This window comes from Thalassospira sp. MIT121401 (assembly GCF_047125595.1).
GTDB classification, from domain to species: domain Bacteria; phylum Pseudomonadota; class Alphaproteobacteria; order Rhodospirillales; family Thalassospiraceae; genus Thalassospira; species Thalassospira povalilytica.
Genome location: NZ_CP138926.1, coordinates 3,616,686 through 3,635,604, shown reverse-complemented (window position 1 = coordinate 3,635,604; position 18,919 = coordinate 3,616,686). Strand labels below are relative to the sequence as shown.

Annotated in this window: 22 protein-coding genes; 14 read left to right on the top strand and 8 right to left on the bottom strand. The window is 57.2% G+C overall.

The features are described 5' to 3' along the window. Window positions 1-56: 56 nt before the first annotated feature. From SIB88_RS16825 to SIB88_RS16795, 7 genes are all read right to left on the bottom strand, one after another. Complete coding sequence (locus SIB88_RS16825; protein WP_068518747.1) at window positions 57-677, bottom strand: helix-turn-helix transcriptional regulator; 621 nt, start codon at window positions 675-677, stop codon at window positions 57-59. A 69-nt stretch (window positions 678-746) separates the two neighbouring features. After that, window positions 747-2,057, bottom strand: a complete 1,311-nt coding sequence (locus tag SIB88_RS16820) for a four-carbon acid sugar kinase family protein (protein WP_412558598.1) — start codon at window positions 2,055-2,057, stop codon at window positions 747-749. 2 nt (window positions 2,058-2,059) lie between these two features. After that, entirely contained in the window at window positions 2,060-3,331 is a 1,272-nt protein-coding gene (locus SIB88_RS16815; protein ID WP_412558597.1) for a ribulose-bisphosphate carboxylase large subunit family protein, read from the bottom strand. A 3-nt stretch (window positions 3,332-3,334) separates the two neighbouring features. Beyond that, a complete protein-coding gene (locus SIB88_RS16810) occupies window positions 3,335-3,874 on the bottom strand; it encodes a VOC family protein (protein ID WP_101247457.1) in 540 nt (179 codons plus the stop codon). A 10-nt stretch (window positions 3,875-3,884) separates the two neighbouring features. Further along, on the bottom strand, window positions 3,885-5,162 hold the full coding sequence (locus tag SIB88_RS16805; protein ID WP_412558596.1) for a TRAP transporter large permease: 1,278 nt from the start codon (window positions 5,160-5,162) through the stop codon (window positions 3,885-3,887). Then, window positions 5,159-5,695 (bottom strand): TRAP transporter small permease, encoded by a 537-nt coding sequence (locus tag SIB88_RS16800; protein WP_228194216.1) that lies wholly within the window; start codon window positions 5,693-5,695, stop codon window positions 5,159-5,161. Before SIB88_RS16800 ends, SIB88_RS16805 begins: the two co-directional genes overlap by 4 nt. 132 nt (window positions 5,696-5,827) lie before the next feature. Then, window positions 5,828-6,838: a TRAP transporter substrate-binding protein gene (locus SIB88_RS16795; RefSeq protein ID WP_412558595.1), complete on the bottom strand. Its 1,011-nt coding sequence runs from the start codon at window positions 6,836-6,838 to the stop codon at window positions 5,828-5,830. 149 nt (window positions 6,839-6,987) lie between these two features. Here SIB88_RS16795 and SIB88_RS16790 point away from each other — a divergent pair, with 149 nt between their 5' ends. Beyond that, on the top strand, window positions 6,988-8,022 hold the full coding sequence (locus tag SIB88_RS16790; protein WP_412558594.1) for a LacI family DNA-binding transcriptional regulator: 1,035 nt from the start codon (window positions 6,988-6,990) through the stop codon (window positions 8,020-8,022). A 35-nt stretch (window positions 8,023-8,057) separates the two neighbouring features. Here the strand turns inward: SIB88_RS16790 and SIB88_RS16785 are convergent, their stop codons facing one another. Continuing rightward, a complete protein-coding gene (locus tag SIB88_RS16785; RefSeq protein ID WP_206927893.1) occupies window positions 8,058-8,372 on the bottom strand; it encodes a hypothetical protein in 315 nt (104 codons plus the stop codon). 626 nt (window positions 8,373-8,998) lie between these two features. On the opposite strand from SIB88_RS16785, the gene SIB88_RS16780 reads away from it, so the two are divergent. From SIB88_RS16780 to SIB88_RS16720, 13 genes are all read left to right on the top strand, one after another. Beyond that, a complete protein-coding gene (locus tag SIB88_RS16780) occupies window positions 8,999-9,439 on the top strand; it encodes a hypothetical protein (RefSeq protein WP_101247590.1) in 441 nt (146 codons plus the stop codon). Beyond that, complete coding sequence (locus SIB88_RS16775; RefSeq protein WP_412558593.1) at window positions 9,427-9,963, top strand: hypothetical protein; 537 nt, start codon at window positions 9,427-9,429, stop codon at window positions 9,961-9,963. The genes SIB88_RS16780 and SIB88_RS16775 overlap by 13 nt, the downstream gene beginning before the upstream one ends. A gap of 270 nt (window positions 9,964-10,233) precedes the next feature. Continuing rightward, entirely contained in the window at window positions 10,234-10,473 is a 240-nt protein-coding gene (locus SIB88_RS16770; RefSeq protein WP_101247589.1) for a hypothetical protein, read from the top strand. A gap of 44 nt (window positions 10,474-10,517) precedes the next feature. Beyond that, window positions 10,518-12,113 carry a portal protein gene (locus SIB88_RS16765; protein WP_412558592.1) on the top strand — a complete coding sequence of 532 codons (1,596 nt, stop codon included), beginning with the start codon at window positions 10,518-10,520 and terminating at the stop codon, window positions 12,111-12,113. Further along, window positions 12,110-12,373 (top strand): hypothetical protein, encoded by a 264-nt coding sequence (locus SIB88_RS16760; protein WP_412558591.1) that lies wholly within the window; start codon window positions 12,110-12,112, stop codon window positions 12,371-12,373. The genes SIB88_RS16765 and SIB88_RS16760 overlap by 4 nt, the downstream gene beginning before the upstream one ends. Further along, window positions 12,366-13,067 (top strand): capsid assembly protein, encoded by a 702-nt coding sequence (locus SIB88_RS16755; protein WP_412558590.1) that lies wholly within the window; start codon window positions 12,366-12,368, stop codon window positions 13,065-13,067. The genes SIB88_RS16760 and SIB88_RS16755 overlap by 8 nt, the downstream gene beginning before the upstream one ends. Window positions 13,068-13,205: 138 nt before the next feature. Then, window positions 13,206-14,021: a phage capsid protein gene (locus SIB88_RS16750; protein ID WP_068517872.1), complete on the top strand. Its 816-nt coding sequence runs from the start codon at window positions 13,206-13,208 to the stop codon at window positions 14,019-14,021. 61 nt (window positions 14,022-14,082) lie between these two features. Beyond that, window positions 14,083-14,358 carry a hypothetical protein gene (locus tag SIB88_RS16745; RefSeq protein WP_101247451.1) on the top strand — a complete coding sequence of 92 codons (276 nt, stop codon included), beginning with the start codon at window positions 14,083-14,085 and terminating at the stop codon, window positions 14,356-14,358. 89 nt (window positions 14,359-14,447) lie between these two features. Then, the gene (locus SIB88_RS16740) at window positions 14,448-15,065 is read left to right on the top strand and encodes a phage tail protein (protein WP_412558589.1); all 618 of its coding nucleotides are present in this window, start codon (window positions 14,448-14,450) and stop codon (window positions 15,063-15,065) included. Window positions 15,066-15,143: 78 nt separating this feature from the next. Then, window positions 15,144-15,737 carry a phage tail protein gene (locus SIB88_RS16735; protein ID WP_412558588.1) on the top strand — a complete coding sequence of 198 codons (594 nt, stop codon included), beginning with the start codon at window positions 15,144-15,146 and terminating at the stop codon, window positions 15,735-15,737. Between the two features lie 73 nt (window positions 15,738-15,810). Then, the gene (locus SIB88_RS16730) at window positions 15,811-16,389 is read left to right on the top strand and encodes a hypothetical protein (protein ID WP_412558587.1); all 579 of its coding nucleotides are present in this window, start codon (window positions 15,811-15,813) and stop codon (window positions 16,387-16,389) included. Window positions 16,390-16,545: 156 nt separating this feature from the next. After that, window positions 16,546-18,468: a hypothetical protein gene (locus SIB88_RS16725; RefSeq protein WP_412558586.1), complete on the top strand. Its 1,923-nt coding sequence runs from the start codon at window positions 16,546-16,548 to the stop codon at window positions 18,466-18,468. Further along, window positions 18,468-18,917: a hypothetical protein gene (locus tag SIB88_RS16720; RefSeq protein WP_412558585.1), complete on the top strand. Its 450-nt coding sequence runs from the start codon at window positions 18,468-18,470 to the stop codon at window positions 18,915-18,917. The genes SIB88_RS16725 and SIB88_RS16720 overlap by 1 nt, the downstream gene beginning before the upstream one ends. Window positions 18,918-18,919 lie beyond the last annotated feature (2 nt).

The following is an 18,919-nucleotide window of genomic DNA, read 5'->3' as shown; positions in this document are numbered from 1 at the left end:
GGCGTTTGACGTGACCCCGCCAAACATCCGGCATGAACATATCGGGAAAGCCGGTTCTACTGGCTGCACCACAAAACACGCGCCACCCAGTCAATCTGATCAGCCGGGACAAAGCGGTCTTCATAGGCGGGATTGAATGATTTCAACTCAACGCCAAGTGCGCCGCGTCGTACCAGTTCCTTGGCCATGACTTCGCCTTCGATCGTTTTGACAACCACGCGGTCATGGGGACGGATATTTGATGCCGGGCTGACAATGATCAGATCGCCGTCACGGAAAACCGGGGCCATTGAATCACCTGAAATGCGAAGGCCATAGGCCGTCGGATCATGCAGGGCCGGAAAGGTGATATCTTCCCACGATCCGCCAACCGGATAACCGGCATCGTCAAAAAATCCCTGATTGCCGGCCTGGGCAAAGCCGATCACCGGAATGCGTCCGGCCCCGTTGCCATCGACCAGTTCGGAAAATTCGCGAAAACTGACATCGGTGACCGACAGTACCTTGGAAATGCTTTCGGTCGAAGGCCAGCGCGCCTTGCCTTGCGATGTGGTGCGTTTGGACCGGTTGAATGTGGTCGGGTCAAGCTGCGCCAGTCGCGCCAGTCCCGACGGGGTCAAACCGTGGTCCTCGGCAATCTGGTCAAGGGCGGCCCATATTTGTTGATGTCGGATCATGGCCCATCCTAACAGGGGATTAGCATCGCGTCGAAGGAATTTATTCCTGATTTCGCGGGCGTTTCGCGGCTAGGCGCGGGCGGTGGCAAGATCGGCGACATTATCAAAAAGACCGGGTTTTCCCATCTGTCCGCCTTTGAGCAGCATGGGCAGCTGATCAAGGTTTTTCTGATCGGCATGGGCGCGGATGATCGGTGCACCGGCATCGAAATCCGCCACAAAGGACAGGCTTTCAATTCCCAGTGCCTGCACCGCCAGGCTTGATGTATCGCCCCCGGCAATCAGCAAAAATCCAAGCGATACCGATCGGCTGATATCGGCGATGAACTGTGCGCTGGCACGGGCAAGATCGTGGCTGCTGATCTGGTGATTGCGATCATCGGTCACCGCAACCAGAAGGTTCTTGCCAGCTTCAAGGATCGACAGGCAGTCGGTCCGGGCACGATTGCGGGCATCGCGGTCCCCAAGATCGGATGGCGATATTTCGATCTTTTCATATCTGGTGGCCAAAGCGACCTGTTCGGCGGTCAGGGGTGATCGGCTTCCGGCAAAGGCAAAGACCGGGCCATCGCGGCGAAGCGCCCGTGGCGACGGTGGTGTCGGGGCAAAGGACGGGAAAAGAGCCTGTGCGACACTGCTTGCACCAATGCACAGGATGACCTCGGAGCGGGCAATATCACGCAGGGCTTCGCCAATGGTCAAAAGATCGTTTTCAGTGGTGACATCAAACAGGGTTTCGGTTTCCCCATCGGCGATACGGCGTCTGATTTCGGCAATCAAGGCCACGCGCCCCTGCGCGATGATGGTGAAATCAATCAGCCCGACTTTTGCCCAGCCCTGATTGGCCAGATGGCTTGGCAAATCGGCTTCGCGCATCGGGGTGACCGGGTGGTTCGCCATCACCGGATGGCGGTCGATGCGATGGATTTGTCCCGATCCCATGGCGGCAAACAGATTGCCCAAAAAGCAATAACGTCTGAGTGACGGCTGCCCGCCAATGATTGCCTTCCAGCGCGCCCCGACCGATTGCGCATAGCGATCGGCAACAGCGGCGATATTGCCGGTTTCGGGCGCACTGTCAAAGGTCGAGCAGATCTTGAAATGATAGAGGCCGCAATCGGCTTTTGCTAGCTGACCGGCAAGTTCGCCGATGGTGGCAACGCCGTCTTCGACCCCCATAGCACGAAGCGACGTTGCAACACCAAAGGCATCAAGGCTGTCCGGGTCAGAACCCGACGACCCGTGACCATCATCGTTTTTGTGGTCAGACATATCGGGCGCATTCAGATACAGACGCGCAGAAAGCCCCGCACGTGCAAGCGTTGCCAGCGTATCGGACGCCCCGGTAAAATCATCGGCACAGAAAACGAGTTTGGTCATTGTCAGCCTCGTGCCCCGTAAAATGCCAGTGCCTCTGACAGGGCCGGGTTGGTTTTGGCATGTTGTTCAAGGCTGATACCGGCTTCGCAGGCTTCCCATGCCTGACGCAGGCTGGTGATGCCCGCGGCCGGGCCGGACGGATGGGCAAGAATGCCGCCACCGGCCAGGAACATGAAATCGGCCGACCCGACGGCCTTGTATGTGGCCGGAACGGTTCCGGCCCACTGACCTGATGAAAAGACCGGAAGAACGCGGTCTTCATCGCCGTTGCCAGCGGCAAGCGGTTCGCCGCACAACTGGGCCGAAGATGCGACTTCGCTGTCCTCGTCACAGAATTTTCCGCCCATGCCATGGACATGCATGTGATCCATACCGGCCAGACGATACAGCGTCTGATAGGCCGGATAGGCCATGCCGATCATCGGATGACGCGACAATGCGCCAAACCCGTTGCGATGCCCATGCAGGACAAGGCTTGTTGATTTGCGAAGGGTCTGAAGGGCCGAAAGACCCGCCCAGTTCATGCTGACCATGGCGCACGATCCGCCTTCTTTTTCAATCAGGTCGGCATGGCGGCGCATGGCATCGGTTTCATCGGTGATGTTAAAGGCAATCATCACATCGCGCCCGGTGCGATCCCGATACCGGCGCACCCGGTCCATGACGGCGGGAATGCGTTCCGCAAGCGGCGCCGATGCCGGATTGGCGCAAACTTCGTCATCCTTGATGAAATCCACACCGGCTTCGCAAAGCTGATCGACCAGATTGGCGATATCGTCACTGCGCAGGCCGACATTCGGCTTGATGATGGTGCCAAAGAACGGGCGGTCCTGCACATTCATGCGATCGCGCGTGCCCTTGGTCCCGGCAACCGGATAATCATATAGATCGCGATAGGCCTTGGGCACTGTGACATCAATCAGCTTAAGCCCGGTAACTTCGCCCAGATCATAAAGATTGCCCGACACCGTTGCTGCCAGTGTCGCAAGGTTATGACCGATATTGCCGGTCGGGAACCCAATGCGGATTTCAGCCCGGCGATACGGGCCGGTGACGCCACGTTCTGCCAGATAGGCGCTATGCAGGCTGGGATGATTGACCGGGGTCAGTTCGCGGATCGACAATACGCGTGCAGCACAGCGTTCGCGCAATTCATCGGTTTCACCAGCCACGCGCACGAATGTCCCGCTGCTTTGTTCGCCAGCCATGATGGTGGCGATCTTTTCAGGGTCCATCGGCGTTTCGATAAGATAGCGGGCTTCGATCAAATCCATGGCTCAGATTTCCGAAAGCGACGGGAAAGGACGGATCGGATCGGAGCCATCCCAGTCAATCGAGGCTTCGTAGATCGACTTGAACAGGCGGCCTTTCGGGCCGACCACTTCGGACAGTTCGATCACGGTGCCCGGATGCATTTCCTTGTCGAAATAGACAAAGCGACCATTGTCACCGACCTTGCCGCTCATTTTGACGTTGAAGCCCTTGCTTTCCATCAGGGCAAGGTCGTCATCAAACTTTTCGGTCCAGTAGGCAACATGTTGCAGACCGGTGTGACCGGCTTGCAGGAAGTCGCGATACATGGACGGTGCGTCATTGCGGGTCTGGATCAGTTCGACCTGGACATAGCCGGAATTGGCAAGCGCGACCGAGTTGTGCACGTCATGGGACTTGCCGTCATACTGATAATCCTCGATCGGCACGCGCGGGTTATAATACCAGGGGCCGACACCCATGGTCGTCGACCAATATTCCATGGCCGCTTCGATATCGGGTACGACATAACCGAGCTGGCGAATTTCGCCGAGAAATCTGCTCATGTTTCCTCACTTAATCCAGAAGGTTGGGCAACCACACAGAGATTGCCGGTATGCAGGTCACTGCGAGCAGCGACAAAAACAGCGGTAACAGGAAGGGCAGGGCACCCCGGATCACCCGGTGCAGCGGCATCTTGGCGATGATGCTGACCATATAAAGGCTCATGCCGACCGGCGGGGTTAGAAGCCCGATCATCAGGTTGAGAACAAACACGATGCCAAGCTGAAGCGGATCAACACCGGCGGCCGTCATGGCAGGTGTAATGATCGGTGCAATGATCAGGATGGCGGCAATCGATTCCAGGAACATGCCGACCACCAGCAACAACACATTGACGATCAAAAGCAGTACCAGTGGATCACTTGACAGGCCGAGCAGGAATTCGCTTGCCGTCGCGGGCAGGCGGTCCATGGTCAGAACCCAGGCAAACAGCGCCGCAGTGGCAACGATAAACAGAACATTGCCCGTGGCATCGACACTGTCGCGTGCCGCGGTCAGAACCCGTTTGAGATCAAGCTGGCCGTAGATAAATTTGCCGATCAGAAGCGCATAGGCCACCGTCACACCGGCAACTTCGGTCGGGCCGAAATAGCCAGATACCAGGCCGCCAATCAAAAGAACCGGGGCGGCAAGGGCGGGCAGCGAAATCACGAATTTGCGTGCAAAGGCGGCAATGTTGAATTTGACCTCGTCACGCGGCAGCTTGTAGATGCGCGCCATCACCGCAACCTGCGCCATCAAAAGAATGGTGATCAGAACGGCGGGCACGATCCCGGCAATCAGCAGCTTGACCGCCGAAACGTTCGATACCGATGCGAAAATGATCAACGGAATGCTGGGCGGGAAGATCGGACCGATGGTCGCAGCCGCCATGGTGATGCCCGATGCAAATTCGGACGAATAACCCTGCTTGCGCATCATTTTGATCTGAACCGCACCCAGTGCACCGATATCGGCAAGGGCCGCACCCGACACGCCCGAGAAAATCAGACTGACCAGAACACTGACCTGTGCGGTGCCGCCACGGATCCAGCCAACCAGCATACGCACCAGTTCAAACAGGTGATTGGTCACGCCTGACAGGCTTAAAAGATTGGCCGCAAAGATAAACAGCGGCACGGCCAGAAGCGGGGTTGAATCAAGGGCATTGACCGTGCGCTGGGCCAATACCGCCATTGGCAGGTTGAACAGGATCATGACAACCGCCGATGACAGGCCAAGACAGACCGCAATCGGCACCCGGATGGTCATGAGTGCGAGAAACAGGATAAGAAGGGTTGCACTCATCATTTGCGGGAATCCCCAGAAGGCGTCTTTGCCGAAACGTGATCGGCCATTTCTTCGGCGATGGCATCGGCAATCGGGTTGCTTGCGTCTTCGGTTTCATAATCGGTTGCCGGTTCGGTGCGCGTGACCAGACGATAGATCGCAATCACCAGCAGCAGCACAATCGCAACCAGAACCGGGGCATAAACCGCATAGTTCGACAGTTTGAGCGACGGGGTGGAAAATTTGCCCGCACGGATCAGAAACTTGTAAAGACCGAATGTGAAAATCGCGGCAAACAGGGTGATCAGCGCATAGTTCGAAAACCGCAGGATCGCCTTTCCAGCCGGGCGCAGCGCACTATAAAGCAGATCAATCGCGATATGGCGGTTGTGCAGCATCAGGGCCGGAACGGCAAAGAACACCAGGGCAATATTGGAAATGCGCGACAGTTCATCCGCCCAGGGCAGGCCAAGATCAAACAGATTGCGCAAGATCACCTGACCGACCACCAGCACTGCCATTAGACCCAGCATCAGCATGGACAAAGCGGTCATGATCCGACAGATGCGGTCCAGTCCCCGGTAGATCGGGGAATTCCTGTACGGCATAACGATACCTGAATAAAAGCGGGAAAAGGGCGGGCGACATCCTTGAACACAAGGTTCCCTGACGTCGCCCTGATCGTCTTATTTTACAGCAGCGATTTCTTCGAAATACTTGCTGTATTTTTCGTCAAAGCGCTCGTGGACCAGTTTCTCCACACCTGCGCGGAAGGCTGCAACATCAAGGCCGTCATCCGGACCAATGATGGTCATGCCGGCATCTTTCAGCTTCTGAAGGTCGCTTGCCTCGTTTTCGAGGATCATTTTCGAAGCTTTCTGACGGACGGTTTCGGCCGCCTTGTTGATGGCATCCTTGATGTCTTGCGGGAAGCTCTGCCACAGGTCTTCGTTGATCACGACGATTTCGGCCGCCGAAATATGGCCGGTCAGCATCATATGTGTCTGAACATCATAAAGTTTGTGGTCAACCGCAACGTTTACCGGGTTTTCCTGGCCCTGAACGATGCCGGTGGCAAGGGCGGTCGGGACTTCCGACCAGTCAACCGGAACCGGTGCCGCACCCAGACCTTCGACCGCGGTCAGGTAAACCGGGGACGGAATGGCGCGGATTTTCACACCCGACAGATCAGCAGGCGTCTTTACCGCCATATTGGCGGTCAGCTGACGGGTGCCGAAATAAAACGCATACAGAACGCGCATGCCGGTATTGTCGATCAGGCCCTGATTGAGATCGGCCATCACCGGGGAATTGATATCGACCACTTTCATCAGGTGATCGTAATCGCGATACAGATACGGGGTATCAAGAACGCCGAAATCCTCGTAAAGCGAGCTGATCGCACCAGCCGTATTGTGCGACAGCGCGATCGAACCCATCGAAACGCCTTCGGCCAGTTCCTGAATTTTGCCAAGCTGGGATGACGGATAGACATCAATCTTGACCGCGCCATTGGTGTTTTTGGCGACTTCTTCGGCCAGCCAGTCGGCCTGCATGCCGACAACACTGGTCGGGGAATTCATGTGGCCGTAGCTCAGTTCATATTCCTGCGCCTGTGCGGCATGTGCCATGACCGTAAGGGATGCGGCAGCCGCAAGGGTCGTGGCGAGATGGCGAAACTTTTTCCGGATGACCATGGTTTCCTCCCGTGATGGTCTATGAGTGCTTTTAACCTGAATCTGCTCGGGTGTGTTTTTGTTTTCCCTTGAATAGTTGCAGAATACGTGAAACATTTTGCCTCATCAAACATCATAAAATGATGCGTTTTGATGTTTTTGAGGATGGAATGCCAAAGACAACCGGACCTGTAATCAAGGATATTGCTGACCTTTCCGGTGTTTCACCGGCAACGGTGGACCGCGTTTTGAACAAACGTCCGGGGGTGCGTGAACGCACGGCAAAACGGGTTTTGCAGGCCGCAAGCGAACTTGGCTATTTGCCCGAAAATGACATGGCCGAAGTGTTCCGGCCCAAACCGATGCGCGTGGTGTTTTTGTTACCGTCGGGCACGAACCCGTATCTGCAATTGCTGGGCGACCGGATCAAGGCCGCGGCCGAGGCAACGACGGGCTATAACATCCGCGCAAAGTGCTTTTTCATCGACAGTTTCAATCCGCAACTTCTGTCCGAGGCACTCCGCCAACATGGCGAAAAGGCCGATGGCATTGCCTTTATGGCGATTGATCATCCGCTGGTGCGTGAAACCGTGTCCGAACTTCAGGATGCCGGAAAGCATATGATCACGGTGGTTTCCGATATTTCGGGGGTGCCGCACGCGGCCTATGTCGGGCTTGATAACCGTGCGGTGGGGCGGACAGCCGGGTATTTGCTGGGCCGTTTTAACGGCCAGAAACGTGGCCGGGTGGCGATGATTGCGGCCAGCCGCACCTATCGCGCCCATGAAGAACGTGAAATGGGCTTTTTAAGCCTGATGGAAGAAGAATTTCCCGAACTGCGCGTGGTCGCGGCCCGCGAAGGCCATGATGATCGCAGCGAAAACTATTTGCATACCAAATCCCTGCTTGAAGAATATCCCGATCTGGTCGGGATTTATAACGTCGGCGGGGCCTCGGACGGGGTGGCGCGCGCCTTGCGCGAAAGTGGTCGGGGGCGCGATATTGTCTTTATCGGTCACGGACTTACACCCGATACACGCCGCTTCCTGCTTGAAGACATCATGGATGTCGTCATCACCCAAAGCCCGGGTGTGATTGTTCAGAATGTGCTGCGAATCTTTGAAAACCTGCGCGCCGGCCATCCGGCCGACCGCGACGTCGCCAAGCTGACCATGGAAGTGGTGGTAAAAGAAAACCTGCCGTGATTGCCAGCAATCCCGCGTGAAATTGCTGGCCCTTCCTAATCACAGAAAAAGCTGGTCCTGCGGTATCCATCGACAATGTAGTCGTCCCCGACTTTTCGCGCGGTCAATGTGTGGATGCACGAATCCGAATACGGGACATAGGTTGTTGTGCCTGGCCCTGACACCGGGACATAGCCGCTGGTGATCACATTCCACTGATAGGCGCGTCGCCCGTCGTCAAGTTCCAGAATATTTATCGGTGGCCCGTAATCAAGAATCGGTTCTGTGATCGAACCGCCAATGTAACCGTTCATGGCCTGGCTGGTGCAGCTTGCCAAAGCCAGAAGTACAACAAAGACGAATGCTTTCATAACTGCCCCGCCTGACATGGTTTCCCACGCAAGTGTCGCATACAAGCTACATCAAATCGAGATTTAGAAGGCGACGGCCAGCCCAAGCTTGCAGATCCGCAAGCCGGGTTTGACTGATTGTGCCGCACCTGTCTTGTGCGAATGCCCGATACGATGCCTTTCCTTGCCTTTCTTCGGGTTTTTTTGGGGAACGGGAAATTTCATCTTTATTTCAACAGGTTGATGGATTTGCGGGCATCGGTATTTCTGATCTGGTAGTGGAGTCTGTTCTTTTGAATAGGAAATTAATCCTTTACAATGAGAACAAAAAGGGATTATAGCTTGTGCATCAACACCGGAACTGCATCCAGAAATAGGGGCTGAACTGTCGATCTGACGGACAGGGGCAGCTTTGATAATGCAACGGGCTTGAACCGTTGCCGGAATTGGGCGGTTTGACCGTCTGTGGGGAAATCACAAACCTGTATCCATCGATGCGACGCGCACGTCTTGTGCGTGCGATGGGATGTCTTTGCCTTTTTCAGGCCGGTTACGGCCCGATCAGGGGTTCGGCACGGGTCTGGGACGGCACCCGGGGGATTGCATGGTCGGCGTTGCAAGGAGAATTCAGCAAGCAGGAGGGCGACGTGACCGAACAACGACTTTTTCCCAAACCATTGTCAGAACGTGAAATTACGCCCTTTGCCAGTGCCCGGCAGGCGTGGTTCTGGTTCGTGCGATGTCAAACCGCACGGATCGAAGGGGCGCGCGTGGTGGCCGATGCCGGCGAGGTGGTCCGTCCATGCGATCCCGATGATGTCTATAATGCGGTGATGCGTCTGAAACAGGCCGGAACATTGACCGACCGGCATTTGCAGGTTCTGGAATATTTCGGGCTGGTCGAACGCGAACCTGATCCCCGTGACCCGCGCGAAAAGGGCAAGGACGGCCTGTGGCGCCATGCGATGGCGGCGCTTGAAAATGTGCTGATCAGCCGGGGCATTGTGACGCGCCGCCGGGATGAGGATTTCCATCATGACGAGGTGATGGTCGAACTGGGCGGGGATTTGTCACCATGCGGAATCTGATTTTTGAACAGGCCCGGACGGCCGGTCTTTCCGGGGCGTCAATTGACGGGCGCGCAGATGCCGGAACGCCACTTGATCAATGGGTTAGCCAATCCACATCCGAGCGCGAAGTATCGGTTCTGGTGGTGTTTGCCGATGCCCCGGAAAAGCGGTTCTTGCGGATGCTGAAACCCGGATTCCGCCATTGTTTCGTTCTGGTATCGGGGCTGCGGGCCGGGGAATGGATCTGTCTTGATCCGCAAAGCCACCGGGTGAAATGCGAAAGCTGGTGCTATTCCCCGATCTTTGATCCGGCAGCCTATTACCGCGGGATCGGACATCATTGCATCTGGGCGCATTACCCGCAAATCGTCCCGCGCAAGGTCCGGTTCGGCCCGATGAGCTGTGTCGAGCTGGTCAAGCGATTGCTGGGCATTTCGGCCTTCTGGATTGTCACGCCCTGGCAGCTTTATCGATATCTGTTGCAACAAGGTGAACAGGCGGCCGGAACGGGGCAGGTTTATTTTTCTGAAAAATGTTCTTGATTTGTTCTTTTTGTGGTGCTATAAGAGACAAATCAACGCCAGAACTGCGCCCGCAGGGTTTCGACCCTTGCGGGCGTTTTTGTGTTTGGCCCCATGCTTTTGGCTGCAAGATTTTGGCCACAAGATTCTGGATCGGGCTTTGCTCCTTTGCGGGCGGATCTTCGTTCCTTTCGCGCTGCTGTTTTGGGCGCGCTCACCCCCGCAAAGGCGGGGGACGGTGCAGCATGCACGTTTGCAACCATCACCAAACTTCATAACCCGGAGACCGCAATGGGAAGCCTGTTTTCAACGCCAAAGCCAACAGCGTTTGGCAACCCGGTCGCAGCAACCAGCAGTGAAACCGGGACCGATACGCAAGCCAGTGCCGAAACAGCGGCCAGCGACGCCCGCAAGGAAGCCCTTGAACGGCGGCGATATGGGCGTTCGAGCCTGATCACTACAAGTTTTCGCGGTCTTTTGAATGACCGGATCAGCGGGCTTGGTGGTGGCAAAAATCTGTTGGGGGAATAGGGATGGCAAAAAGATCGCGACATGTAGGACGGCGGGCCCGGGCGGTGCCGCCAGCCACGCACAGCAACGCAACCGCGAATGCCGGTTTGGCCGATGACCCGGGCCTGGGGCATATGTCCGGGGCCGGTTCGGATGCGGGTAACAACGGCGGCGGACAGATCAGTATTTCCGGCCTGCGCAACCGGTATCAGAAGGCCGTGGCAAGACGGCGCAACTGGTTGTCCCATTGGCAGGAATGTTATGAATTTGCCCTGCCGCAACGCAATGGCGCGGCCGAACAGACAAGCGGGGGCAAGCGCCTTGACCGGGTTTTTGATGCAACTGCTCCCGACGCAGTCGAACAGCTTGCCGCAAGTTTGATGGCCGAAATCACCCCGCCGGCCGGTGGCTGGTTTGATCTGGAACCGGGGGGCAATGTTCCCGGTGATGATCGACAGGTTCTGACCGAACAGCTTGGCCGCGCGGTCCGTATTCTTCAGGGGCATTTTGACCGGTCAAACTTTGCGGTCGAAATGCATCAGGCCTTTCTGGATCTGGTGACGGCGGGAACGGCGTGCCTGCGCCTTGAAAAGGCCGATCTGCACAGCCCGTCGGCCTTTCGCTTTACCGCAGTACCGTTACGCGATCTGGCGTTTGAAGAACGATCAGACGGCAAGATGGATGCGGTATTTCGCAAATTATCACTGACCCGCGACAAAATCAGAACCAACTGGCCGAATGCGGTAAATATTCCCGACCACGAAACCGCCCGGGACGATGCCGACAGCCAGAAACGCTTTGCCGTGATCGAGGCGGTTATTCCGGCCGCAAACGGGCAATCGGGATACGATATTTGTGTCTTTCGCGAAGAAGGCAGCGCATCGCATGGCGATCTGATCTATCGCGGGCAGTTTGATGTATCGCCCTACATCGCCTTTCGCTGGATGAAGGCCCCGGGCGAGATTTATGGCAGATCGCCGGTGATGAAGGCGCTTCCTGATATCAAGACCGCCAACAAGGTGGTCGAGCTGGTGCTTAAAAACGCGTCGATCGCGGTGACCGGCATCTGGCAGGCTGATGATGACGGGGTGCTGAACCCGGCCACCATAAGGCTTATTCCGGGCAGCATCATCCCCAAGGCCGTCGGATCAGCGGGGCTCAAGCCGCTTGATGCGCCGGGCCGGTTTGATGTGTCCGATCTGGTGTTGTCGGATTTGCGCGATCGCATTCGTCGATGCCTTCTGGCCGACCGGTTGGGACAGGTGGATCAACCGGGCATGACCGCGACCGAGGTGCTTGAACGGGCATCGGAAAACGCGCGGCTTCTGGGGGCGACCTATGGCCGGTTGCAGGCGGAATTGCTTTATCCTTTGATCCGGCGTGCGCTTTATATCCTGACCCGAACCGGGGAACTGCCCGACATTCCGATTGACGGTGATGTGGTGGTTTTGCGCCATTCCGCACCATTGGCACAATTGCCAAGACGGGTGCAGGCGGGTCAGGCGCTTGACTGGTTATCACGGATCGCAACCCTTGGCCCCGATGCGCTGGGCGAGGTTGATCTACCGGTCATGGTGCGCTGGCTTGCCGATCAGTTTGGCGTGCCCGACCATTTGTTAAAGCCTGCCTTACCCCCGCTTGTGACGGAGGAACTGGCATGAGCCGCATCAATGGCTGGGACTGGTTCGAACCGCAAGATGACGGATCGGCAGAAGATGGTCGCGATCACTGGCAATTGTGCTTTGCCAGTGATGCCGGGCAAAAGGTTATCCGTGAACTTGAACGTCAGATCTTGCAAACCGCCCTTGGCCCGGATGCCCCGGCCAGTGCGATCTGGATGCGCGAAGGCCAAAGGGCACTGGTCTTGCAGATCAAACGTTTTGCCAGGACCGATATAAAAGGGGAAATCGCAGATGACTGACGCAGCATCACACACCCGGATGCCCGAAAGGGATGATGTTTCCGATAACGGTTCGAATGCCGGTTCCGGCGCAACCGACATTTCCGCATCACAAAGTTTGAGCCCGCAAACAGACTCGGCCAATACGGGGCTATTGGGGGATGAACCGCAAGATTTGTCTGATGGGTCAGGTGTTCCGGAAGTTCCTGCCAGTGCCGAGGATTATGTGATTTCGGTCGATGATGTGCTTGGCGGTGTGGATGCCGATCTGAATGCGCGACTGCATGCGGCCGGGTTCAGCAATGATCAGGCCCAGCTGGTTTATGATCTGGCTGGTGAAATCCTCGGTCCGATGATGGCCGATATGGATCAGGCAACCCGGCGGGCAGCCGATCGTGCGTCCCTTGCCCAGCAATTTGGCGGTGCGGCGCAATGGCAAAAGCTGGCCCCGCGGATCGAACAATGGGGGCGGGCCAATTTGCCCGATGCGGCATTTGATACGCTCTGTCAGACCCGTGACGGGGTGCTGGCCCTTCATCGCATGATGACACAGGCCGGTGAGGCCCGTCTGGGGCAGGGGGGCGGCGATGGTGATCCGTCCGATCTGCGCTCGGAAATCCGGGCCAAGATGAATGATCCGCGTTATTGGCGGGATCGTGATCCGGCCCTGATTGCCGAAGTCCAGGCGGGGTTCGCCCGCCTTAACAATACCTGATCAGTTACCTGCTTTGACGGGGGTTGAAAACGACATCACGGGCAGACGCCTTTGGTGATCGGGGCCGTGTGTCCCGATCATGAATTCCACGAATCCTGTTTTGGGATATCTCACATTTGATACAGGGGGTTAGTGATAATGAGCGATACAATCGATCAAAGTTTCATTGATCATTTTCAGGCCGATGTGCATCAGGCCTATCAGCGCATGGGCTCGAAACTGCGCAATACGGTGCGGGTCAAGAACGCGGTCAAAGGCGCAACCACGGTTTTCCAGAAAGTCGGCAAGGGCACGGCAACCACCAAGGCCCGCCATGGCAAGGTGCCGGTGATGAATGTCGATCACGAAGCGGTACGCTGCGATTTGCGTGATTACTATGCCGGGGACTGGGTTGATGCGCTTGATGAACTTAAAATCAACCATGATGAAAAGATGGTTCTGGCCAATGCCGGGGCCTATGCGCTGGGCCGCAAAACCGACGAACTGATCATCAATGCCCTGGTGCAGACCGACGATCTGATTCCCGATAATGCCGAGGGCATGACACTTGAAAAAGTCATGATGGCATTCGAAGGACTTGGCGAACGCGATGTCCCCGATGACGGGCAGCGTTATGCGATTGTCGGCTGGAAACAGTGGTCGGAACTGCTTCAGATCGATGAATTTTCCAATGCCGATTATATCGGGGATGATGACCTTCCATGGAAGGGAACGCAGGCCAAACGCTGGCTCGGGACGCTGTGGATGCCGCATTCGGGTCTTCCGGTGGCAAGCGGCATTCGGTCCTGTTTCTGGTATCACCGTACCGCGATTGGCCATGCCATCGGGTCCGAAGTGCAGTCCGATATCACCTGGCATGGCGATCATGCGGCCCATTTCGTCAATAACTCGATGAGCCAGGGGGCAGCCCTTGTTGACGGGGATGGCGTGACCTGCCTGCAGGCCAAGGAATAGGTCGTCAGGTGCATTAGCAACCTTAACTTTTCTTACCATTGAAAAACACAGGAGCCCCTGAATGGCAGAAGGTTTCAAAGCTAGAAACCTCAGTGTTCTGGCCTATGCCAACGGTTTTACCCTTTGGCATTACATCACCCCCGATCTTGCCGCCGATGTTGATACATCGGGTTATTTTGCCGATGCGCGCGACATGCTGCGCGTCGGTGATTTCATCATCGCCAACACCAATCGCGACGCCACCATGTCCGGCGGCCTGTTCGTGGTCGCAAGTTCCGGTGCGGCGGGCGTTGATGTCCGCGACATGACCGCGGTCGGCACGTCCAATACCGACTGAGCCAACATCTTTTTCCATCTTCCTCCCTCGACGCGACCCCGGTGGTATCGGCCATCGGGGTTTTCTTTTTCCAAGCAAGGAGACTGCCCATGCAGGGTAATAGCCCGGTCGAATGTGAAATCCTCAATGTCATTCAGGGGGCTGGCATCTGGCCCGATTGTGATGACAAAACCCAGCTGCTTCAGGCGATCAATACCCTGATTTCCGGCGGCGGCAATGGCGGTGGTAACACCGTTATCATTGGCAGCGAAATCGGCACGGTCTCGGCATTTGCCATGCCGACAGCACCGGAAGGCTGGCTGGTCTGTGATGGTTCGGCCATTTCGCGCACCGACTATGCCGATCTGTTTGCTACGATTGGTACCGTCTGGGGTGCCGGCGACGAGATTTCCACATTCAATCTTCCTGATCTGCGCGGCGAATTTGTCCGTGGCTTTGATGATGGTCGCGGTGTGGATGCGGGTCGTGTGTTCGGCTCCTCTCAAGCCGATGCATTCAAGGAACATGATCACACGGCAATTGGTGCATCCCGAAATGCGGGTGCCCCCTATACCACAGCCGGCGAAGAGGGGATTTGGCCGAATGGAAATGTTGATCCGGATCGGTACAAGACATCGCTAAATGGAGAGGCTGAAACCCGCCCGCGCAACGTGGCGATGACCTATGTGATCAAGGCGTTCTATCCGACGGCTGCGACAAGTCAGTAAGCGTCGGTTTTTAACTGTTCCCGCCCCGGCAGGCGTTGCTTGCCGGGGTTCTTTTTGCCCCACGATTGGAGAATTTATATGCAGTGTTTGAGCCCGGTTGAAAGTGAAGTTCTCAATGTCGTTCTGGCCGCGGACATTGTTCCTGACCGCATGGATGACACCCAGCTTTTGCAGGCGCTGGAAGCCCTGTTTGGCGGTGGTACGTCCGGTGGCGGTTCGGTTCCGGTGGCGACGGTGTTGCCGTTTGCCGGGGCTGTGGCGCCGGATGGCTTTTTGATCTGTGACGGTTCCGAATTGCTGGCAAGCGAGTTCGAAAACCTGTTTTCAGCGATCGGTATTACCTATGGCGCCGGTCAGGCAGCCGGCAGTTTCAAGCTTCCCGATCTGCGTGGCCGTGTTCCGGTCGGTGCCGGGCAGGGCGATGGCCTGACGGAGCGTGCCATCGGCGCGATTGGTGGCGCGGAAATGCATCAGCTGAGTGTCGATGAGATGCCGAACCACACGCATCAGTACGGTGCACCCCACCTGCAAACTTATGGCATGGGCTCTTTTGCTGAGCGCGGTGTCAATCCGACTTCGCAGGAATGGTATTCGGTTTCCGATGCTGGCGGCGATCAGCCGCACAACAACATGCAGCCGTTTGTGGTGATCAATTACATCATCAAGGTGTGATTGTCGCACGACAGTGACAAGCCTTGCGGGGCCCGGATTTCCGGGCTCCGTTTTCTTTTGCGGAGGTTTTTTCATGGCACTCGGTGATATCGCGCTTTGCGCGCGCGCCATGGTGATGATCGGGGCAAGTCCGGTCTCATCCTTTGACGAAGACAGTGCCGAGGCCGAAATTGCCCGGCTGCTCTATCCGACGATCCGCGACGGGATGCTGGCAAGCTATCCGTGGCGGTTTGCCGCGCGCGGCGCGTGGCTTGCGCGATTGGCGGCGGCGAATGACGGACGCGATCCCGGCGATGGCAGCGCGTTGTTTGCCCTGCCACGCGATTTCATCCGGTTGCTGTCACTCGAAAATGAGGGTGGCAAAATCACCCGGTTCGAACTACGCGACCGGGCCGTGCTGTGTGCGGGGGAAACAGCGCATCTTTCCTATGTCGCCCGACTGGCCGAGGGCAGTTTTCCGCCGTGGTTTGATCTGGCCCTGATTGGGCGGCTGGCAGCGGAATTTTGCCTGCCACTGACCGAAAGCAGTGCCAGGGCGGAATATCTGTTCAAGCGATCGGAAGACCAGTTTCGCGAAGCCCGCCTTGCCGATGCCCAGCAATCCACCCCGCATGCGATTGATGATTTCTCACTGATATCGGCCCGTGGATAGGCCCGGGGATAGTCCCGGGATAGGCAAGCACGGATCGCTTGCGCGGCGATGACAGGGGCCACAACCGATACATGGGGCCAACGTCGATCCCGCACTGGCGGGGAACCTGATCCGCAAGTTCATCATCACACGCGACAGTCAAGCAGGGAGCGGTCAATGGCCCGCAGGGTTCTTGAGAAAAACACCTTTTCGACCGGGGAGCTGGCACCGGAATTGTGGGGGCGTTCGGATCTGAATGCCTATGCCAACGGGGCGGCACGTTTGCGCAATGTGTTTATCGAGCCGTCCGGCGGGGTAAGGCGCCGTCCGGGCACGCGTCTTGTTGGCGAGCTTGACGGGCCGGTGCGTCTTGTTCAGTTCGAATTCAATACCGAGCAGACCTATATCCTGGCCTTTGGTGATCGGAAGGCCTTTGTGTTTGAAAACGGGGTCAATACCGTGTGGTTTGAAACCCCGTTCGGGCCGGAACATCATGATCTTTTGAACTGGACGCAAAGTGCCGATACGCTTCTGGTGGTTCATCCCGATGCCCCGCCGGTGCGCATCAGCCGCACACAGGCCGGAAGCTGGCAGGTAACTTCCTGGGCCTGGCGGGCAACCGATCAGGTCACAAGCCAGCCGTTTTACAAATTCATCGACCCGGCAGCAACCATCACACCATCCGCCACCAGTGGATCGGTGACCCTTGTTGCCAGCATGGATATGTTTGACGCCAACCATGTCGGGACCCTGTGGCGGATTGCCGGGGTCGAGGGCGAAATAACCGCCGTTGGCGACGCCCAAACCGCGACCATGACTATTAAGGGCAGTCTGGCGGATAGCAATGCCACGGTCGATTTTGCCGAGCAGGCCTTTTCGGATGTCCGTGGTTGGCCGCGCAGCGTGACATTCCATCAGGACCGGCTGGTGATTGGCGGGTCACGTGATTTGCCCAACCGGCTGTGGATGTCGCATTCGGGCGATCTGTTCAATTTCGAACTGGGCGAGGGGCTGGATGACGAGGCGATTGAGTTCGCCCTTCTGGCCGATCAGGTCAATGCGATTACGGGGATTTTCGCCGGTCGCCATCTTCAGGTCTTTACCAGCGGATCGGAATGGATGGTGACGGGGGATCCCCTGACACCGGCCAATATTCAGGTCACCCGTCAAACCCGCATCGGCAGTCAAAGCCATCGCACCGTGCCATTGGTCAATATTGACGGGGCGACGGTATTTGCCGGGCGCAGCGGGCGCGAAATTCGCGAATTCCTGTTTACCGATGTCGAGCAGGCCTATGGATCGGCCGATCTGGCATTGCTGTCACGTCATCTGGTCAAAGACCCGATTGATCAGGCCTTTGATGCCAATCGACGGTTGTTGCATGTGGTGATGGCAGATGGATCGCTTGCCACCCTGACCCTTTACCGGTCCGAGACCATTACCGCCTGGTCGGCACAGCAGGTGGCGGGGTGTGATTTTACATCGGTCGCGGTGTCGGGCGGGGATGTTTATGTCAGCCTGAAATGCGGGGATCGCTACTTTCTGGCCCTGTTTGATGAGGCATGCGGGTTTGACCTGCAAATCAGCCAGTCGGTCCAAGCGGGCGAAGAACCGCGCCGGCATTGGGGGCAGCTCGGCGCGCTTGAAGGGATGAAAATCAATGCCTGGGGCGATGGTGTTCTGATCCCCGGGCTTGTGGTGGCGGGCGGCACGGTGACTTTGCCCGGCGATGTCGGGGCGGTCACGACACTTGATGCCGGTTTGGCCTTTACCCATGAAATCTTTACCCTGCCACCGGCGGCATCGGATGGCAGCCGCCCGCATGGGGGCAATGCGGTGCGTCTGGTGTCGCTGACTTTGCGGTTGCAACAAAGCGGGCAGCTTCGTGTGGATACCGGGCGCGGCCTGCGCGATGTTGCATTGCCGGTGCCGCCGGATGACCCGGACGGGCTTTATAGCGGGGATATCACATTGCGAAGTCTTGGATGGCGGCGCGGAAGCGGGGGGACCATCCATTCGGGGTTATGGCGGGTTGCCGGGGATTTTCCCCGGCCTTTTTTATTGCTGGGATGTGCATCGGAAATGGGGGTGAATGACTGATGGGTGGCTTTACATCAATCGTGCCGCTGGCGGCATCGGCCTTGCAGACCGGACAACAGATCCAGGCCAATCAGGCCAGTACGCAAAGCCGGATTGCCATGCTTGATGCCGATCGCAAGGCCGAGCTGGCCGAAATTGACGCAAACCAAAAACAAAAGGATGCCGATCGCGAAGATGCTCTGCGTCGCAGGCAGGCGACCCTGCGCGCCAGACAGGGGGCATCGGGACTGATGGCCGGTGGCAGCGGATCTGCCAGTGCGGTGCTGGCCGGTTATGAAAAGGCCGCGCGCGACGATCAGCAGGCAGATGCGTCCGAGGCCAGTCGCAAACGCAATCAGATCAATGCCAGTGCAAGCTGGCGCGAAAAGTCGCTGTTGCGCACCGCACAGGATGATACGACCGCCCGACTGAGTGCCTGGTTCGCGCGGCGTGACGGGTTGGGGGGATAAGG

Bases quoted from the DNA above. Each gene is read 5' to 3' on its own strand.
- SIB88_RS16760 (WP_412558591.1), top strand. From the start codon at position 12,110: ATGAGCCGCATCAATGGCTGGGACTGGTTCGAACCGCAAGATGACGGA.
- SIB88_RS16745 (WP_101247451.1), top strand. From the start codon at position 14,083: ATGGCAGAAGGTTTCAAAGCTAGAAACCTCAGTGTTCTGGCCTATGCC.
- SIB88_RS16805 (WP_412558596.1), bottom strand. From the start codon at position 5,162: ATGATGAGTGCAACCCTTCTTATCCTGTTTCTCGCACTCATGACCATC.
- SIB88_RS16795 (WP_412558595.1), bottom strand. From the start codon at position 6,838: ATGGTCATCCGGAAAAAGTTTCGCCATCTCGCCACGACCCTTGCGGCT.
- SIB88_RS16720 (WP_412558585.1), top strand. From the start codon at position 18,468: ATGGGTGGCTTTACATCAATCGTGCCGCTGGCGGCATCGGCCTTGCAG.
- SIB88_RS16755 (WP_412558590.1), top strand. From the start codon at position 12,366: ATGACTGACGCAGCATCACACACCCGGATGCCCGAAAGGGATGATGTT.
- SIB88_RS16730 (WP_412558587.1), top strand. From the start codon at position 15,811: ATGGCACTCGGTGATATCGCGCTTTGCGCGCGCGCCATGGTGATGATC.
- SIB88_RS16770 (WP_101247589.1), top strand. From the start codon at position 10,234: ATGGGAAGCCTGTTTTCAACGCCAAAGCCAACAGCGTTTGGCAACCCG.
- SIB88_RS16775 (WP_412558593.1), top strand. From the start codon at position 9,427: ATGCGGAATCTGATTTTTGAACAGGCCCGGACGGCCGGTCTTTCCGGG.
- SIB88_RS16735 (WP_412558588.1), top strand. From the start codon at position 15,144: ATGCAGTGTTTGAGCCCGGTTGAAAGTGAAGTTCTCAATGTCGTTCTG.
- SIB88_RS16825 (WP_068518747.1), bottom strand. From the start codon at position 677: ATGATCCGACATCAACAAATATGGGCCGCCCTTGACCAGATTGCCGAG.
- SIB88_RS16750 (WP_068517872.1), top strand. From the start codon at position 13,206: ATGAGCGATACAATCGATCAAAGTTTCATTGATCATTTTCAGGCCGAT.
- SIB88_RS16740 (WP_412558589.1), top strand. From the start codon at position 14,448: ATGCAGGGTAATAGCCCGGTCGAATGTGAAATCCTCAATGTCATTCAG.
- SIB88_RS16810 (WP_101247457.1), bottom strand. From the start codon at position 3,874: ATGAGCAGATTTCTCGGCGAAATTCGCCAGCTCGGTTATGTCGTACCC.
- SIB88_RS16725 (WP_412558586.1), top strand. From the start codon at position 16,546: ATGGCCCGCAGGGTTCTTGAGAAAAACACCTTTTCGACCGGGGAGCTG.
- SIB88_RS16785 (WP_206927893.1), bottom strand. From the start codon at position 8,372: ATGAAAGCATTCGTCTTTGTTGTACTTCTGGCTTTGGCAAGCTGCACC.
- SIB88_RS16800 (WP_228194216.1), bottom strand. From the start codon at position 5,695: ATGACCGCTTTGTCCATGCTGATGCTGGGTCTAATGGCAGTGCTGGTG.
- SIB88_RS16790 (WP_412558594.1), top strand. From the start codon at position 6,988: ATGCCAAAGACAACCGGACCTGTAATCAAGGATATTGCTGACCTTTCC.
- SIB88_RS16820 (WP_412558598.1), bottom strand. From the start codon at position 2,057: ATGACCAAACTCGTTTTCTGTGCCGATGATTTTACCGGGGCGTCCGAT.
- SIB88_RS16815 (WP_412558597.1), bottom strand. From the start codon at position 3,331: ATGGATTTGATCGAAGCCCGCTATCTTATCGAAACGCCGATGGACCCT.